Origin of the sequence: Luteimonas arsenica, from assembly GCF_004352825.1 — a bacterium.
GTDB classification, from domain to species: domain Bacteria; phylum Pseudomonadota; class Gammaproteobacteria; order Xanthomonadales; family Xanthomonadaceae; genus Luteimonas; species Luteimonas arsenica.
The window spans coordinates 1,091,194-1,107,520 of sequence record NZ_SJRW01000001.1 but is presented as its reverse complement, the minus strand read 5'-3'; the positions used below and the strand labels follow the sequence as shown (position 1 = coordinate 1,107,520).

Annotated in this window: 17 protein-coding genes; 9 read left to right on the top strand and 8 right to left on the bottom strand. The window is 69.4% G+C overall.

Features of this window, described 5'->3' with window-relative positions:
- Positions 1-34: 34 nt before the first annotated feature.
- Positions 35-1,300 carry a phospholipase D-like domain-containing protein gene (locus tag E2170_RS05000; RefSeq protein WP_132999501.1) on the top strand — a complete coding sequence of 422 codons (1,266 nt, stop codon included), beginning with the start codon at positions 35-37 and terminating at the stop codon, positions 1,298-1,300.
- A 17-nt stretch (positions 1,301-1,317) separates the two neighbouring features.
- Here E2170_RS05000 and E2170_RS04995 read toward each other — a convergent pair whose 3' ends face one another.
- Entirely contained in the window at positions 1,318-2,844 is a 1,527-nt protein-coding gene (locus tag E2170_RS04995) for a fumarate hydratase (protein ID WP_165942156.1), read from the bottom strand.
- Positions 2,845-2,938: 94 nt separating this feature from the next.
- On the opposite strand from E2170_RS04995, the gene E2170_RS04990 reads away from it, so the two are divergent.
- From E2170_RS04990 to E2170_RS04960, 7 genes are all read left to right on the top strand, one after another.
- Positions 2,939-3,529 carry an RNA polymerase sigma factor gene (locus E2170_RS04990; RefSeq protein ID WP_132999499.1) on the top strand — a complete coding sequence of 197 codons (591 nt, stop codon included), beginning with the start codon at positions 2,939-2,941 and terminating at the stop codon, positions 3,527-3,529.
- Entirely contained in the window at positions 3,526-4,128 is a 603-nt protein-coding gene (locus tag E2170_RS04985; protein ID WP_132999498.1) for a hypothetical protein, read from the top strand. Before E2170_RS04990 ends, E2170_RS04985 begins: the two co-directional genes overlap by 4 nt.
- A 25-nt stretch (positions 4,129-4,153) precedes the next feature.
- Positions 4,154-5,035 (top strand): DUF4097 family beta strand repeat-containing protein, encoded by an 882-nt coding sequence (locus tag E2170_RS04980; protein WP_132999497.1) that lies wholly within the window; start codon positions 4,154-4,156, stop codon positions 5,033-5,035.
- A 103-nt stretch (positions 5,036-5,138) separates the two neighbouring features.
- Positions 5,139-7,019 carry an ABC transporter ATP-binding protein gene (locus tag E2170_RS04975; protein ID WP_132999496.1) on the top strand — a complete coding sequence of 627 codons (1,881 nt, stop codon included), beginning with the start codon at positions 5,139-5,141 and terminating at the stop codon, positions 7,017-7,019.
- A gap of 84 nt (positions 7,020-7,103) precedes the next feature.
- Positions 7,104-7,913 carry a ferredoxin--NADP reductase gene (locus E2170_RS04970; protein ID WP_132999495.1) on the top strand — a complete coding sequence of 270 codons (810 nt, stop codon included), beginning with the start codon at positions 7,104-7,106 and terminating at the stop codon, positions 7,911-7,913.
- Positions 7,914-7,987: 74 nt separating this feature from the next.
- Positions 7,988-8,410, top strand: coding sequence for a universal stress protein (locus E2170_RS04965; protein WP_132999494.1), 423 nt, complete (start codon positions 7,988-7,990; stop codon positions 8,408-8,410).
- A gap of 95 nt (positions 8,411-8,505) precedes the next feature.
- Positions 8,506-10,731, top strand: a complete 2,226-nt coding sequence (locus E2170_RS04960; protein WP_132999493.1) for a M3 family metallopeptidase — start codon at positions 8,506-8,508, stop codon at positions 10,729-10,731.
- A gap of 60 nt (positions 10,732-10,791) precedes the next feature.
- Here E2170_RS04960 and cfa read toward each other — a convergent pair whose 3' ends face one another.
- From cfa to E2170_RS13875, 6 genes are all read right to left on the bottom strand, one after another.
- Complete coding sequence (gene cfa / locus E2170_RS04955) at positions 10,792-11,922, bottom strand: cyclopropane fatty acyl phospholipid synthase (RefSeq protein ID WP_132999492.1); 1,131 nt, start codon at positions 11,920-11,922, stop codon at positions 10,792-10,794.
- Between the two features lie 71 nt (positions 11,923-11,993).
- Positions 11,994-12,842 carry a DUF3298 and DUF4163 domain-containing protein gene (locus E2170_RS04950; protein ID WP_132999491.1) on the bottom strand — a complete coding sequence of 283 codons (849 nt, stop codon included), beginning with the start codon at positions 12,840-12,842 and terminating at the stop codon, positions 11,994-11,996.
- 136 nt (positions 12,843-12,978) lie between these two features.
- Entirely contained in the window at positions 12,979-13,188 is a 210-nt protein-coding gene (locus E2170_RS04945; protein ID WP_132999490.1) for a cold-shock protein, read from the bottom strand.
- Between the two features lie 261 nt (positions 13,189-13,449).
- Positions 13,450-14,163 carry a pseudouridine synthase gene (locus E2170_RS04940; RefSeq protein WP_132999489.1) on the bottom strand — a complete coding sequence of 238 codons (714 nt, stop codon included), beginning with the start codon at positions 14,161-14,163 and terminating at the stop codon, positions 13,450-13,452.
- A 75-nt stretch (positions 14,164-14,238) separates the two neighbouring features.
- Entirely contained in the window at positions 14,239-14,517 is a 279-nt protein-coding gene (locus tag E2170_RS04935) for a GNAT family N-acetyltransferase (protein WP_132999488.1), read from the bottom strand.
- Between the two features lie 12 nt (positions 14,518-14,529).
- Complete coding sequence (locus tag E2170_RS13875) at positions 14,530-15,330, bottom strand: hypothetical protein (RefSeq protein WP_207914918.1); 801 nt, start codon at positions 15,328-15,330, stop codon at positions 14,530-14,532.
- A gap of 207 nt (positions 15,331-15,537) precedes the next feature.
- Between E2170_RS13875 and E2170_RS04925 the strand changes: the two genes are divergently transcribed.
- Positions 15,538-15,723 (top strand): hypothetical protein, encoded by a 186-nt coding sequence (locus E2170_RS04925; RefSeq protein WP_132999487.1) that lies wholly within the window; start codon positions 15,538-15,540, stop codon positions 15,721-15,723.
- Position 15,724: 1 nt separating this feature from the next.
- Here E2170_RS04925 and E2170_RS04920 read toward each other — a convergent pair whose 3' ends face one another.
- A complete protein-coding gene (locus E2170_RS04920) occupies positions 15,725-16,327 on the bottom strand; it encodes a rhomboid family intramembrane serine protease (protein WP_165942195.1) in 603 nt (200 codons plus the stop codon).

Sequence of the window (16,327 nt, the reverse complement as noted above, 5' to 3'; positions counted from 1 at the left end):
CCCGATGAGCCGCAGCCGCTGGAGCCGAAAGCACATGTCCTGGACGATCGTCCTCACCGTCGTGGCCACGGTGCTCGCCGTCGTGGTCGCAATGAACTTCGCGACCCCAGAGAAGAAGATCGAACGCAAGGTCGAGCATCGGCACGCGATCGCCGATCCGCAGTTCCGGCGGGAGATGTCGGTGCTGCTGGGCCCGGCGATCCTGCCCGGAAACCACGTCACCGGCTACCAGAACGGCGACGAGATCTTCCCCGCGATGCTTGATGCCATCGCATCCGCGCGCGAGACGATCACCTTCGAGACCTACATCTACTGGTCGGGCGACGTCGGCCAGCGCTTCGCCGACGCCCTGGTCGAACGTGCCCGCGCCGGCGTGACCGTGCACCTGATGATCGACTGGGTGGGCAGCATCAAGATGGACGAGTCGATGCTGCAGCAGATGGAGGGCGCCGGCATCCAGGTCGAACGCTACCGCCCGCTGCACTGGTACAACCTCGACCGCATGAACAACCGCACCCACCGGAAGCTGCTGGTGATCGACGGGCGGGTGGGGTTCACCGGTGGCGTGGGCATCGCCGACCAGTGGACCGGTCACGCCCAGGACCCCGACCACTGGCGCGAGGCGCATTTCCGCATCGAGGGCCCGGCGGTGGCGCAGATGCAGTCTGCCTTCAACGACAACTGGATCAAGGCCACCGGCCATCTGCTCAACGGCCCGGCCTACTTCCCGCCGCTGGAACGCGCGGGTGACATGGACGCCCACCTCTTCATCGCCTCGCCCGCCGGCGGCAGCGAGAGCATGCACCTGATGTACCTGTCGGCGATCGCGGCGGCCGAACACTCGATCGACCTCACCGCCTCCTACTTCGTGCCCGACGAGCTGATCGACAAGGCGCTGGTGGCGGCGCGCCAGCGCGGGGTGCGGGTGCGCATCCTCCTGCCCGGCAAGCACATCGACTCCGACACAGTGCGTCTGTCGTCCAGGGCCGGCTGGGGCAAGCTGCTGCAGGCGGGCATCGAGATCCACGAGTACCAGCCGACGATGATCCACGTGAAGCTGCTGGTGGTCGACGGCGAGCTTGTCTCGCTGGGGTCCACCAACTTCGACATCCGCTCCTTCCGCCTCAACGACGAGGCCAGCCTCAACGTCTACGACCGCGAGTTCGCGGCGCGGATGCTCGAGGTGTTCGAGAAGGACCTGGAGGATTCGATCCAGTACTCCTACGAGATGTGGGAGCAGCGGCCGCTGCGCGAGAAGCTGGCCGAGAAGTTCGTCCGCCCGCTCCGCTCGCAGCTCTAGCCGCTCCCACGAGGAAGTCAGGCGGTCTCGATCACGGCCAGCGGGATCTTGCCGATCCGCGACTGCCACTCGCGCGGACCCGTCTGGTGCACCGACTCGCCGGTGGAATCCACCGCCACCGTCACCGGCATGTCCTGGACGGTGAACTCGTAAATCGCCTCCATGCCCAGGTCCTCGAAGGCCAGGACCTTCGCCGCCTTGATCGCCTTGGACACCAGGTAGGCGGAGCCACCGACGGCCATCAGATAGGCCGACTTGTGCTTGCGGATCGCCTCGATCGCCGCCGGGCCGCGCTCGGCCTTGCCGACCATGCCCAGCAGGCCGGTTTCCGACAGCACCTGCTCGGTGAACTTGTCCATGCGCGTGGCCGTGGTCGGGCCGGCGGGACCGACGACCTCGCCGGCCACCGGATCGACCGGGCCGACGTAGTAGATGAAGCGCCCAGCCAGGTCGACCGGCAGCGCTTCGCCCTTGTTGAGCATGTCGACCATGCGTTTGTGCGCGGCGTCGCGGCCGGTCAGCAGCCTGCCGTTGAGCAGCAGGGTCTCGCCCGGCTTCCACGAGGCGACCTCTTCGCGGGTCACGGTGTCGAGATCGACGCGGCGGCCCTTCGAAGCGTCGTAGGTGATCTTCGGCCAATCCTCGAGCGAGGGTGGATCCAGCGCCACCGGGCCGCTGCCGTCGAGGGTGAAGTGCGCATGCCGGGTGGCCGCGCAGTTCGGGATCATCGCCACCGGCAGGTTCGCCGCATGGGTCGGGTAGTCCTTGATCTTGATGTCGAGCACCGTGGTCAGGCCGCCCAGGCCCTGGGCGCCGATGCCCAGCGCGTTGACCTTGTCGAAGATCTCCAGGCGCAGCTCCTCCAGCCGGTTCGACGCGCCGCGGGCCTTGAGGTCGACGATGTCGATCGGCTCCATCAGCGCCTCCTTGGCCAGCAGCATCGCCTTCTCGGCGGTGCCGCCGATGCCGATGCCGAGCATGCCCGGCGGGCACCAGCCGGCGCCCATGGTCGGCACGGTCTTCAGCACCCAGTCGACGATGGAGTCCGACGGGTTGAGCATCGCGAACTTGGTCTTGGCTTCCGAACCGCCGCCCTTGGCGGCCACGATCACGTCGACCTTGCCGCCCGGGACCACCTTCACGTTGACCACCGCCGGGGTGTTGTCGCCGGTGTTGCGGCGCTTGCCGGCGGGGTCGGCCAGCACCGAGGCACGCAGCTTGTTGTCGGGCAGGTTGTAGGCCCGGCGCACGCCCTCGTTGGCCATGTCCTCGACGCCCATGGTGGCGTCGACCCAGCGCACATCCATGCCGATCTCGAGGAACACGGTGACGATGCCGGTGTCCTGGCAGATCGGGCGGTGGCCTTCGGCGCACATGCGCGAGTTGATCAGGATCTGCGCCATCGCATCCTTCGCGGCCGGGGACTCCTCCCGCTCGTACGCCGCCGCCAGGTTCCGGATGTAGTCCACCGGGTGGTAGTAGCTGATGTACTGCAGGGCGTCGGCGACGGACTGGATGAAGTCTTCCTGGCGGATCTCGGTCACGGCTGGCTCGGGGATTGCGGGCTCGAACGGCCATTTTACGCCGCGGCGGCGGGCGGGCTTAAACCCTTTGCCGCGACGCTGCATCCGACTGGGTATGCTCGACGCCGCCATGACCGACAGCCCGCAAACCCCGGCCGCAGATGCCGGGGACGGCGACCACGCCCTGGCGCAGGCCGCGGCCGGTGGCGATGCCGACGCCTTCGAGGCGCTGTACCGCCGCCATGCCGGGCGCGTCCACGGCGTGGTCCTGCGCCTGGCCGGCTGGCAGCGCGCCCGCGCCGAGGATCTGGTCCAGGAGGCCTTCCTCCGCGCCTGGCAGGCGCTGCCGCAGTGGCGCGGCGAGGCCGCCTTCGGCACCTGGCTGCACCGGCTCGCGGTGAACACGGCGCTGATGGACCTGCGCGCGCGCCGGGTCCGGCCGGCCCTGGACGGCGATGACGACGAGGCCCTGGACGCCCTGCCCTCGGCCGATTCCGCCAGCCACGGCCCGGCGATGGCCCTGGACCTGGAGCGCGCCGTGGCCACCCTGCCGCCCCGCGCCCGCGCAGTGCTGGTGCTGCACGACATCGAAGGCTGGACCCACGGCGAGATCGCCGCCGCCCTGGACATGGCGACCGGCAGTTCGAAGGCCCAGCTGCACCGCGCCCGCGGCCTGCTCCGCGCGCGACTTGGAGATACCCCATGACCATCGACCCCAGGCATCGCGAAGACCCCGTGGATCCGCTGCCCCCGCCCCTGGCCGCCAACCTGCGCAAGCTGCGCGCGGACGTCGCGCCCGGCCGCGACCTGTGGCCGGGTATCGCCGCGAAGCTGCCACCGCGCGCACCCGGCGAAGCGCCCCTGGCCGACGCCGGCCCCGCCCACGCGGCCGCGCCCGCCACGGCCGTGCGCCGGGGACGCCACCGCTTCCGTCGCCGCAACCTGGGCTACGCCGCGGCCGCCACGATCGTGCTGGCCACGGCCATCGGCTGGCAGCTGCTGCCGGTGCAGGCCCCGCCCGCGCCCGTCGACGACCCCGCCGCCACGCTGGCGGCCGCCACCGACTTCGACACGCCCCTGCTGCACGCCGCCGACGCCCTGGCGCGCGAGTACCAGGGCGCGCTGCGCGAGGTCCAGGCCGCGAACGGCGCGACCGCCGCCACCGACGGCCTCGATGCCGAACTCGACCGCCGCGCCGCCGAAGTCCGCGCCGCGCTGGCCCGCGATCCCGACGCGCTGCACCTGTTCCACCGCCTGCAGCGCATCTATGCCCACCGCCTCGCGCTAAACCTGCGCCAGGCCTGAACCCGACCATCCGAAGGAGTCCACCATGATCCGCAGCCTCATCGGCCTCGCGCTCGCCGGCCTCGCCCTGCCCGCGCTGGCGGCCACGCCCATCAACGAAACCCGCCCCCTCGACGCCCGCGGCGAAGTCGAGGTGTCCAACCTCAAGGGCAGCATCGAGGTCCGCACCTGGGACCGCAATGAAGTCCGCATCACCGGCAGCCTCGGCGACGGCGTCGAGCGCCTGGAGATCGAAGACGGCGGCCGCAAGCTCTCGGTGCGCGTGCGCTATCCGCGCAACAGCCGCGACAGCGAGCCGACCACCCTGGTGCTGGAGATCCCGCGCCAGGCCAGCCTCGACGTCGATTCGGTGGCCGCCAGCGTCGACGTGCATGGCGTCGCCGGCGACGAGTTGGAGATCGACAGCGTCAGCGGCGCCGTGACCGCCGTGGGCGCGCCACGCAAGGCCAGCATCGAGAGCGTCAGCGGCGACCAGAAGCTCAACCTCAACAGCCGCGAGGTGGATGCCGAGAGCGTCAGCGGCCGGATCACGCTGCGCGGGCGCATCAGCGGCGGCATCGAGGCCGAGTCCGTGTCCGGCGACATCGACATCGACACCCGCGGCGAGCGCCTGGGCAAGCTCGACGTGAACACGGTGTCGGGCGACGCCAGGGTCCGCACCGGCATCGCCGACAGCGGCCGCTTCAGCTTCGAATCGGTCAGCGGCGACGTCCGCCTGGCACTGCCGGCCAACGCCTCGGCGCGGGTCGAGGCCAAGACCTTCAGCGGCGACATCGATGCGCCCGACGCCAACGTGGTGCGCAAGCGCTACGGGCCGGGCGCGAGCATGGAGCACCGCTACGGCACGGGCGGCGGCTCGATCGAAATCGAGACGTTCTCGGGCGACGTGCGGCTGCAGCTCGACTGAGCGGGCGGGCCGGTGGTCACGGTCACGGCCGCAGCCGCGACCACCGGAGCCCCATCCGCCAACGTGATCGCATCCTGCACGCCTGTCGCGGCATGATGCAGCGATGTCGACCGCCCCGAACGCCGCCACCGCCCCGGATCCCCGGGCCGCCCGCCCCTCCTTCCAGGAACGCCTGAGCGCGCTGCGCAACTTGCCGCCGTTCCTGCGCGAGATCTGGCGCACCAGCCGTCCGCTCACCATCACCACCCTCGGCCTGCGCCTGGTGCGCGCGCTGATGCCGGTGGTGATGCTGTACATCGGCAAGCTGATCATCGACGAAGCGATCGGCCTGGTCGGCACCGGGGTGGTGGGCGACGGCTTCGCCGAGGCCTGGCGCAGCGGCCAGCTCGACCACCTGGCCCTGCTGCTGGCCGCCGAGTTCGGGCTGGCGATCCTGTCCGACCTGCTCGGCCGCCTGGTCTCCTACTGCGACCAGGTGCTGTCGGAGATGTTCTCCAACGCCGCCAGCATCCGCCTGATGGAGCACGCGGCCACGCTCGACCTCGAGGACTTCGAGGATCCCGAGTTGCAGGACAAGCTCGACCGCGCACGCCGCCAGACCATGGGCCGGATGAACCTGATGGGCCAGCTGTTCGGCCAGGCCCAGGACATCGTCACCATCGTCAGCTTCTCCGCCGGCCTGCTGGTCTACGCACCCTGGCTTATCGTGCTGCTGGCGGTCGCCCTGATCCCGGCCTTCGTCGGCGAGTCGCACTTCAACGCGCTCAACTACTCGCTCAACTTCCAGTGGACGCAGGAGCGGCGACAGCTCGAATACCTGCGGCAGACCGGCGCCAGCGTCGATACCGCCAAGGAAGTGAAGATCTTCGGCCTGCACCACTTCCTGGTCGACCGCTTCCGCAGCCTGTCCCAGGCCTTCCTGCTGGCCAACCGCAGGCTGGCCCGCCGTCGCGCGGCCTGGGGCACCCTGCTGGCCGCACTGGGCACGCTGGGCTACTACGTGGCCTATGCCTACATCGCCTGGCGCACGGTGCATGGCGATTTCAGCATCGGCGACCTGACGTTCCTCGCCGGCAGCTTCCGCCGCCTGCGCCAGCTGCTGGAAGGCCTGCTGGTGGGCTTCTCGCAGGTGGCCGGCCAGGCCATGTACCTCGACGACCTGTACTCCTTCTTCGACATCGAGCCGGAGATCGTGTCCAAGCCCGGTGCCGCGACGATCCCGCGCCCGATCACCACCGGCTTCGTGTTCGAGAACGTCGGCTTCCGCTATCCGGAGGCCTCGCGCTGGGCCCTGCGCCACGTCGACCTCGAACTGCGTGCGGGGGAAGTGCTGGCGCTGGTGGGTGAAAACGGTGCCGGCAAGACCACCCTGGTGAAGCTGCTGGCGCGCCTGTACGACCCCGACGAGGGCCGCATCCTGCTCGACGGCCGCGACCTGCGCGACTACGACCTCGACGACCTGCGCGCGAACATCGGCGTGATCTTCCAGGACTTCGTCCGCTTCCACATGACCGCGGCCGAGAACATCGGCGTCGGCCAGATCGAGGCCATGGGCGACCGCGAACGCATCGAGGCCGCCGCCCGCCGGGCCATGGCCGACGAGGTCATCACCGGCCTGCCACGCGGCTACGACCAGGTGATCGGCCGCCGCTTCAAGAACGGCGTGGACCTGTCCGGCGGCCAGTGGCAGAAAGTCGCCATCGCGCGCGCCTACATGCGCGACGCCCAGGTGATGATCCTCGACGAGCCTACCGCCGCGCTCGACGCGCGCAGCGAGTACGAGGTCTTCCAGCGCTTCCGCGAGCTCTCCGACAACCGCACCGCGGTGCTGATCTCGCACCGTTTCTCCAGCGTGCGCATGGCCGACCGCATCCTGGTGATGGCCGACGGCCGGGTCGAATCCAGCGGCACCCACGAGGAACTGATGGCCGCCGGCGGCCGCTACGCCGAGCTGTTCGAGCTCCAGGCCGAGGGCTATCGCTGAGGGGAGGACAATCCGCCGCACCGCCGCGTCCGTCCCGGGCGCTACAATAGGCCGGTTTCCCTCCCCTGCCCGGCCAAGACCCGCATGTCCTCCGCGTTTGGCACCGAGACGGTGCTGGACGTCCGTCACTGGACGGACGACTACTTCAGCTTCACCACCACCCGCGACGACGGCTTCCGTTTCGAAAACGGCCAGTTCGTCATGATCGGCCTGCCCGTCGAACAGCCCGACGGCGGCACGAAGCCGCTGATGCGCGCGTATTCGATCGCCAGTGCGAACTGGGAAGAGCAGCTGGAGTTCTTCAGCATCAAGGTCGCCAACGGCCCGCTGACCTCGCGCCTGCAGCACGTCAAGGCCGGCGACGAGGTGCTGATCGGCCGCAAGCCCACCGGCACGCTGCTGATCAGCGACCTCCACCCCGGTCGCAACCTGTACCTGCTGGGCACCGGCACCGGCTTCGCGCCGTGGCTGTCGGTCATCAAGGACCCGGAGACCTACGAGCGCTTCGAGCGCGTGGTGCTCTGCCATGGCGTGCGCAACGAAGCCGACCTCTGCTACCGCGACTACATCGTCAACGAACTGCCGCGCCACGAGCTGCTCGGCGACGTCCTGCGCGAGCGCCTGGTCTACTACCCGGCGGTGACCCGCGAAGACTTCGTGTTCAACGGCCGTCCTCACCGCGGCCGCCTGACCGACCTGATGGCCACCGGCCAGATGATGGCCGACCTCGGACTGGATCCGCTGGATCCGGCGAAGGACCGCGCGATGATCTGCGGCAGCCCGGGCATGCTCGCCGACTTCCGCGCACTGCTCGACGGCCGCGGCTTCACCCCGTCGATGCGCATCGGCGTGGTCGGCGACTACGTCTTCGAGCGCGCCTTCGTCGAGAAGTGAGCGCGCCGCGCCGTGCCCTGGCGCGCGCCACCGCGTAGAATCCCGCCCATCACGCACGAGCCGAGGAACCCCCCATGAAGATCCTGGTCGCCATCGACGGCAGCGACATCAGCGTTCGCGCCGCGAAGTACGCCAACACTTTCGCCAAGAGCCTGGCCAAGCCGGCGAAGATCTTCCTGGTCGCGGTCGACGCCGCGCCCTTCCCGGGCGTGGTCAGCCGCATCGGCAAGGAAGCGATGGAGCGCATCCACGCCGAGAACCACGAGCGCATGCTGGCGCCGGCGCGCAAGGCGCTGGCCCGCAGCAAGGCGGACGTCCGCGAACTGGCCCTGGTGGGCGAGCCGGCCGAAACCCTGCTTGCCGCGGCGCGCGCGAACAAGGCCGACCTTGTCGTGATGGGTTCCCACGGCCGCGGTTCGGTCAAGGGCATCCTGCTCGGTTCCGTGTCGAGCAAGGTCATCGCCCAGACCGACATCCCGGTCACCATCGTCCGCTGAGGCCCCGCCGGCCCGGGCCGGCCATGCCTTTCGTCACGGGGGCGCCCATGCCGGGCGGGTTACCCTAGGGGACTCAGTCCCGAAGGAAACCCGTGATGAAGCACCCGCTGTCGCTCGCCCTGGCCATCGCCCTCGCCGGCGCGGGCCTGTCGCCCGCCCTCGCCCAGCAGTCCGCCAACGACAGGGAGCCCGCCATGTCCGCAAGCGCAGAGGCCCTCAAGGGCAACCCCTTCGCGGTCGAAAGCACCCTGCCGCTGCAGTACCCGCACTTCGACCGCATCAAGGACGAGCACTTCGCCCCGGCCTTCGACGCCGGCATGGCCGAACAGCTGGCCGAGGTCCGCGCGATCGCCGACAACCCCGAAGCGCCGACGTTCGAGAACACCATCCTCGCCCTGGAGACCAACGGCGAGACCCTGGGCCGCGCGATGCGCGTGTTCTTCAACCTGGTCGGCACCGACACCAACGACACCCGCAAGAAGCTGCAGGCCGACTATTCGGCGAAGTTCGCCGCCCACCGCGACGCGATCGCGCTGGATCCGAAGCTGTTCGCGCGCATCAAGACCCTGTACGACGGCCGCGCCGGGCTGGGCCTGGACGCCGAGGGCGTGCGCCTGGTCGAGGAGTACTACAAGGACCTGGTCCGCGCTGGCGCCGCGCTCGACGAGGGCCAGAAGGCGCGCCTGAAGGAGATCAACTCCGAGCTGGCGACGCTGGGCACGACCTTCAGCCAGAACGTGCTGGCCGAGGTCAACGACTCCGCCGTGGTGGTCGACACCGCCGCCGAGCTCGAGGGCCTGAGCCCCGAGCAGATCCAGACCGCCGCCAACGCGGCCAAGGCCCGCGGCCACGAGGGCAAGTACGTCATCACCCTGCTCAACACCACCGGCCAGCCGCCGCTGTCGCAGCTTGCCAACCGCGAACTGCGCGAGCGCATCCACAAGGCCTCGGTGGTCCGCGGCGCGCGCGGCAACCAGTGGGACAACACCGCACTGGTCGCGCGCGTGCTGGAGCTGCGCGCCGAGCGCGCGAAGATGCTGGGCTTCGACACCTACGCCGACTACGTGCTCGACGGCGAGACCGCCAAGACCACCACCGCCGTGAACGCGATGCTCGGCCAGCTGGCCCCGGCCGCGGTCGCCAATGCCCGCGCCGAGGCCGCCAAGCTGCAGGCGATGATCGACGCCGAGCAGAAGGCCAAGGGCGAGCCCACCTTCCAGCTCGAGCCCTGGGACTGGGCCTACTACACCGAGAAGGTGCGCAAGGCCGAGTACGACTTCGACGAATCGCAGCTCAAGCCCTACCTGGAAATGAAGAGCGTGCTGGAGAACGGCGTGTTCTTCGCCGCCACCCAGCTCTACGGCATCACCTTCAAGCCGCGCACCGACCTGCCGAAGTACCACGAGGACACCTGGGTCTACGAGGTCTCCAACGCCGACGGCAGCCAGCTCGCCTTCTTCATCTTCGATCCCTATGCGCGCGACTCCAAGCGCGGCGGCGCCTGGATGAACTCCTACGTCTCGCAGTCGGAGCTGGAAGGCACGAAGCCGGTGGTGGCCAACCACCAGAACATCCCCAAGCCCGAGGCCGGCAAGCCGACCCTGCTGACCTGGGACGAGGTCACCACGATGTTCCATGAGTTCGGCCATGCCCTGCACGGCATGTTCTCGGACGTGAAGTACCCCTACTTCAGCGGCACCAGCGTGCCCCGCGACTTCGTCGAGTTCCCCTCGCAGGTCAACGAGATGTGGGCCGACTGGCCGTCGATCCTGGCCAACTACGCCAAGCACCACGAGACCGGCGAGCCGATGCCGCAGGCGCTGCTGGACAAGGTGGTCGCCACCGCCAAGTTCAACCAGGGCTTCGCCACCACCGAGTACCTGGGCGCGGCCATGCTCGACCAGTACCTGCACCAGCTGCCGGCCGACCGGCTGCCGAAGGCCGGCGACATCCTCGACACCGAGGCCGCCGCACTCAAGGCCGCCGGCCTGGACTTCGCCGCGGTGCCGCCGCGCTACCGCACCACCTACTTCAGCCACATCATGGGCGGCTACGCGGCCGGCTACTACGCCTACATCTGGTCCGAGGTGCTGGACGCCAACACCGTGGCCTGGATCGAGGAGAACGGCGGCCTGACCCGCGCCAACGGCGACCGCTTCCGCGCCACGCTGCTGTCGCAGGGCGGCAGCAAGGACGCGCTGCAGCTGTTCAAGGACTTCTCGGGCAAGGATCCGGACATCCGCCCGTTGCTGGTCAAGCGCGGCCTGGACGGTGCCGTCAGCGACGGTGCCCCGCCGGCCGAAGCAGCCCCGCAGGACTGATCTCCAGCCCCGACTTCCCCCGCTCCGGCGGGGGAAGTCGTTTCCGCACCCCGGTTCCGGTCAGCGCGGGACGACCAGCCCTCCCGGCACCCCACCCGGCGACAGCAGGATCTGCCAGAGCTGGATCCGCCGGGTCCTGAAGGCCGCCATCGACCCGGCCAGGTAGTAGCGCCACATGCGCCGGAAGCGTTCGTCATAGCGTGCCGGCAACGTGTCCCAGGCGGCCTCGATGTTGTCGCGCCAGGCCTGCAGGGTCAGGTCGTAGTCGGCGCCGAAGTTGTGCCAGTCCTCGACCACGAACAGGCCTTCGCTGGCCGCGGCGATCTGCGCCACCGAGGGCAGCATCGAGTTCGGGAAGATGTGCCGCGCGATCCAGGGATCGGTGCGCCGGCGCGAGACGTTGGCGCCGATGCTGTGCAGCAGGAACAGGCCGTCGGGTGGCAGCAGCGAGCGCACCAGTTCGAAATAGCCGCCGTAGTTGCGCACACCGACGTGCTCGAACATGCCGATCGACAGCACCCGGTCGAAGCGTTCGCCGCGCAGCCCACGGTAGTCCTGCAGGCGGAACTCCAGCGGAAGTCCCTCGCACAGGCCGGTGGCGAAGGCCTGCTGTTCGCGCGAGACGGTCACGCCCACGCCGTGGATGCCGTGGCGCTCGGCGGCGAACTTCAGCGCCTCGCCCCAGCCGCAGCCGATGTCGAGCACCCGCATGCCCGGGCGCAGGCCCAGCTTGCGGCAGACCAGGTCGAGCTTGGCTTCCTGGGCCTCGTCGAGCGACTCCGCCCGCCGTCCATCGCGGTCGTGCCAGTAGCCGCAGCTGTAGACCAGACGGCGGCCGAGCATGGCTTGGTAGAGGTCGTTGCCGAGGTCGTAGTGGCGCTCGCCGACGGCGAAGGCGCGGCGGCCGAACTGGAGGTTCAGCAGGCGGGCGGCCAGCACGTCGCGGACGTCGGCCAGGCCGGGCGCGCGCCGGTCGATCCGGGCCGCAAGCAGCCGCGCCAGCAAGCCGTCGAGGGAGTCCGTGTCCCACCAGCCGTCCATGTAGGCATCGCCCAGCGCCAGAGAGCCTCCGGCCAGCAGTCGCGCCGGCAGGCGACGATCGTGCACCTGCATGTCCCAGGGCCTGTCGCCGCCGACCCGCACGTCGGCCTCGGCCAACAGGCCGTGGATGCGATCCCGGAGCGGATGCATCGCATGCTTCCCGAGGGGGCCCGGGCCGATGCTAGCCCGCCGCTGGCGGGCAGGCCAATGGCTGCGCCGGCTCAGCCGGCGGCGAACAGCTCCCGGTACTCCGGGGCGACGTGCGGCAGCAGCACCGGGGCCGGCACCTCCACCGTCTGCATGCCGTCGGAGTACGGCCCGACCTGATAGGGCGGGAACACGAAGCGCAGCCCGCGCAGGCGGCCGCCGCTGCCCTGGATCGGCTCGAACTGGGCGAAGTTTTCCGGTGAGGCGCCGGTGCCGTCATCGATCATCTTGCCGCCGCTGCGCTGCAGCCGGGAGCGGTCCTGGGGTTCCAGGTCGTCGGCATCCAGGCGATGGGACAGCGCCGCGTGCAGGGATTCGCGCACGAAGGCCGAGATCTCGCGCCAACCGTCCTCGCCCGGGACCAGGGCCTCGGCGCGGAGCAGTTCGTCACGCTGCGGCAGCCAGACGAAGCGCGCCACCAGCGGATTGCCGTGGGCGCCGCCGGTGTAGAGGGTGCCCCAAGCCTGCACGGCCACCACCGCGGGGGTTTCCATGAGGACATCGTAGGACAGGGTCAGGTCGTAGGGCACGCCCGCGCTGCCTTGCGCCGGGTCGTAGGCCTCGACCGCCTCCATCAGATCGCCGCGCGCGGCGTCGGCGTAGCGTTTGAGTTCGGCGGCCAGGCCCGGATAGCGGTCCATGCCTGGCGGGTAGCTGATGCCGATGATGTAGCGGGGATCAGACTCCATCACATCCTCGAGCCGGACCGGGCCGGCTTCGGGCGTGGCATCCGGAGCGGCCGCCGAACCATTGGCAGCGCCGTCGACGGCACCCCCGGGCACTTCGGCCTCCTGCCGGCAACCGGCCAGGGCCAGGGCAAGCAGCAGCGCCGCGGGCACGATGCGGTGGGAAATGCGGTACATCCTGTAATCCCCTGAAGTCTGTGACGCGTAAAGGCTAGCCGCCCGCGCGTGATGCCGGCGCTCACGCAGCCCGTGGCGGACGCACAAAAAAACCCCGGACGTCGCCGTCCGGGGTTCTGGTCACGCGAGGCGGGCCTTAGATGGCCTGCACCTCGTCAGCCTGCAGGCCCTTCTGGCCCTGCACGACCTTGAACGAAACCTTCTGGCCTTCCTGCAGCGACTTGAAGCCGGTGCCCTGGATCGAACGGAAGTGCACGAACAGGTCCTGGCCGCTCTCGGGGGTGATGAAGCCGAAGCCCTTGGCGTCGTTGAACCACTTGACGGTGCCGGTCTGACGATCGGACATGGTGTTACTCCTTGGAACAGTTTTAAAGTGACACGGTCCGCCTGGCGGATCCGAGACTGCGAAGCAAGGGGTAACACAGGAACGATGGAGCGGATCTTCAGGACCCGGCCGTGACCGGCCTTGAAACCTTGGATCTACCGCACCGGAGCCACGATGTACCGTGATCCCGCTTTGAACAGTGGGCGCACCATACCGCACTTTTCATTGCAAATGTGAATACCTGGCCCCGCCCGTCGCCGCCGGGAAGCCGCCCGACCGGCGCTACCAGGCCTCCTGGCGCGGCAGCAGCGCGGCCAGTTCGGCATCGGTGAGGTTGCGCCAGCGCCCCGGCTTCAGGTGCCCGACCTGGACCGGACCGATCCGGACCCGCGCCAGCCGCTTTACCCGATAGCCGAAATGCGCGGCCATCAGCCGGATCTGCCGGTTCAGGCCCTGCACCAGGGTGATCCGGAACCCGTAGCGGCCGAGCTTGCCGGTCCGGCACGGCAGGGTGACCTGACCGTGCACTGGCACCCCGCGGGCCATGCCGCGCAGGAACTCGTCGGTCACCGGGTTGTTCACGCCCACCAGGTACTCCTTCTCCAGCCTGTTCTCCGCGCGCAGCACCGCGTTGACGATGTCGCCATTGCTGGTGAGCAGGATCAGGCCCTCGGAATCCTTGTCCAGGCGCCCGATCGGGAAGATCCGCTCCTGGTGGCCGACGAAGTCGACGATGTTGCCAGCCACGCTGGATTCGGTGGTGCAGGTGATGCCGACCGGCTTGTACAGGGCGATGTAGACGTGGCGGCGCTTGCCGGGGGCGGCGCTGCGCGCCTTCAGCGGCTGCCCGTCGACCAGGACCTGGTCGCCCTCGCCGACCTCGGCGCCGATGCGGGCGCGGATGCCGTTGACGGTCACCCGGCCTTCGCCGATCAGCCGGTCGGCCTCGCGGCGCGAGCAGGCGCCGGTTTCGCTGATGTGCTTGTTCAGGCGCATGGACGGCCGCCGGCCCGCGGAAAAGGGGCGCAAGTCTGCCAGATCGCGCGCCGGGGCGCGCGATCCCGGCCCGCCTCAGCCCAGCAGGTCGGCGTATTCCGGGTGCCGCTGCACCCAGGTCTCGGCATAGGAACACAGCGGGCGGACCTTCCAGCCCTCCGCTCGTGCGTGGTGGAAAGCGGCCTCCACCAGCTTGCCGGCGATGCCCCGGCCGCCGATCGCCTCCGGCACCCGGGTATGGGTGATGTGCATGATGCCGTCGGCCATCTCGTAGTCGAGGTTGGCGACATGGCCGTCGACCTCGGCCACGAAGCGACCGGGGATGCCGTGGTGGGTGATGTCGATCGCGCTCATGGCCTGGTCCTCTCAGTCGCTGTCGCCGCCGCGGTGGTCGCGCTTGCCCTGGTTGCGGCGGTCGCGCGTGGACATGCTGCCATGGATGGAGGCCATCCGGGACTCGCCGGCGTGCAGTTCCTGGGCCTTGTGCGCGGCCTGTCCCGACTGGTAGCCGGCCTGGGGCACGTGGTCCGCGGCCGGGTCGAGCGACTGCCAGGGCTGGGGGCTGCGGTCGCGCTCGTGCTTGGCTTCGAGCAGCTTGCGGGTGTTCTCCAGCGCGACGTCGGGGGATACACGGCGGGCGGCAGGCTTGCGGGCAGGCGCCTTCCTTGCGGCGGTCTTCTTCGCGGCGCTCTTTTTCGCGGGCGCCTTCTTTACGGCAGCCTTCTTGGCAGCGGCCTTTTTCACCGCAGCCTTCCTGGTGGCGGACTTCTTCGTGACAGTCTTCTTCGTAGCGGACTTCTTCGCAGCGGCTTTCTTCGCAGCGGCTTTCTTCGTCGCAGCCTTCCTGGTCGCTACCTTCTTAACTACGGTACCCGGGGCGTCGCGGCGGGCGTCGACGAAACGCGCCAGGATCTCGACCAACAGGGCTTCCTTGCGCGCGGTGCGCGCGGCGATGCCGTCGGACTTGCCGTCACCACGCTTGCGCGCGGCCAGCCGCTGCCGCTTGAGCAGGTCGCGGGCACGGTCGCGGGCGGCACGGGTGCGCGCCACGCGTCCCGCCAGGGCCGCGCGGTCGAAGCCACGCAGCGCGTTGGCGCGACTGTCGTCGAACAGCTGCATCTCGGACTTGTTGAGCAGTTCGGTCGCCTGGGCACGCGTGAAGGCCATATGCAGTCTCCATTGGGTCGGGGTGCTCCCATGGGTAGCACGCCAAGGATTCAGGCGCGGTGAGTACGGCCGGTCCGCGTCAGTGCCCGCCGGCCACGGGCCGGGACTGACCCCGAACGTCACCATCACCCCTCGGCTTCGTGCAGGGCGCGCATTGGCACGCTTGATGCGTGTCACAGGTCACGCAAACAACCCGGAGAGCCCGCCATGGCGACCACCATCGACTCCAGCGCCGGACACGAAGCCGTCACCCGCCTGTTCGACCTCGTCCGCTCCGGCGACGTCGACAACGTCGAGTTCAACCAGCTCGATTCGCTGGTCTACTCCCGCCTGCTCGAGACCTACGAGTGCGACCAGGGCGGCATCGGCACCGGCGGCGAATCGATCTCCTGATTCAGAACGACGGCGACATCAGCCGCGCGAAGAATACCTCGACCACGCGCGGTTCCATGATCACCGTGAACAGCACGCCGTAGCCCGCGCCCCATAGATGGGCGCTGTGGTTGACGTTGTCCCCGCCCCTGCGGTCCATCCAGATCGAATAGCCGACGTAGAACACGGCGTAGACGATCGCGGGCACCGGGATGAAGAACACGAAGATCAGCGTCCAGGGCTGCACCAGGATGAAGGCGAACAGCACCGCCGACACCGCGCCCGAGGCGCCCAGGCTGCGGTAGCCCGGATCGTTGCGGTGCCGCAGCCAGGTCGGCAGGATCGCGACCAGGATCGCCGACAGGTAGAACAGCAGGAAGCCGAAGGGGCCGATGTAGGGCGCGAAGATGCGCTCCACGTATCGGCCGAAGAAGTACAGCGTGATCATGTTGAACAGCAGGTGCTGCCAATCGGCATGCACGAAGCCGTGGGTGACCAGGCGGTCGTACTGGTGCTGGCGAGCGACCGCCGGCGGCCACAGCAGCAGCCGCTCCAGCAGGCGCCGGTTGCCGAAGCCCTGCCACGACACCAGCACCGTCACCGCGAGGATCGCGAGGGTGACCAC

Coding starts and splice junctions, on each gene's coding strand:
- E2170_RS05000 (WP_132999501.1), top strand. CDS start 35: ATGTCCTGGACGATCGTCCTCACCGTCGTGGCCACGGTGCTCGCCGTC.
- E2170_RS04990 (WP_132999499.1), top strand. CDS start 2,939: ATGCTCGACGCCGCCATGACCGACAGCCCGCAAACCCCGGCCGCAGAT.
- E2170_RS04985 (WP_132999498.1), top strand. CDS start 3,526: ATGACCATCGACCCCAGGCATCGCGAAGACCCCGTGGATCCGCTGCCC.
- E2170_RS04980 (WP_132999497.1), top strand. CDS start 4,154: ATGATCCGCAGCCTCATCGGCCTCGCGCTCGCCGGCCTCGCCCTGCCC.
- E2170_RS04975 (WP_132999496.1), top strand. CDS start 5,139: ATGTCGACCGCCCCGAACGCCGCCACCGCCCCGGATCCCCGGGCCGCC.
- E2170_RS04970 (WP_132999495.1), top strand. CDS start 7,104: ATGTCCTCCGCGTTTGGCACCGAGACGGTGCTGGACGTCCGTCACTGG.
- E2170_RS04965 (WP_132999494.1), top strand. CDS start 7,988: ATGAAGATCCTGGTCGCCATCGACGGCAGCGACATCAGCGTTCGCGCC.
- E2170_RS04960 (WP_132999493.1), top strand. CDS start 8,506: ATGAAGCACCCGCTGTCGCTCGCCCTGGCCATCGCCCTCGCCGGCGCG.
- cfa (WP_132999492.1), bottom strand. CDS start 11,922: ATGCATCCGCTCCGGGATCGCATCCACGGCCTGTTGGCCGAGGCCGAC.
- E2170_RS04950 (WP_132999491.1), bottom strand. CDS start 12,842: ATGTACCGCATTTCCCACCGCATCGTGCCCGCGGCGCTGCTGCTTGCC.
- E2170_RS04945 (WP_132999490.1), bottom strand. CDS start 13,188: ATGTCCGATCGTCAGACCGGCACCGTCAAGTGGTTCAACGACGCCAAG.
- E2170_RS04940 (WP_132999489.1), bottom strand. CDS start 14,163: ATGCGCCTGAACAAGCACATCAGCGAAACCGGCGCCTGCTCGCGCCGC.
- E2170_RS04935 (WP_132999488.1), bottom strand. CDS start 14,517: ATGAGCGCGATCGACATCACCCACCACGGCATCCCCGGTCGCTTCGTG.
- E2170_RS13875 (WP_207914918.1), bottom strand. CDS start 15,330: ATGGCCTTCACGCGTGCCCAGGCGACCGAACTGCTCAACAAGTCCGAG.
- E2170_RS04925 (WP_132999487.1), top strand. CDS start 15,538: ATGGCGACCACCATCGACTCCAGCGCCGGACACGAAGCCGTCACCCGC.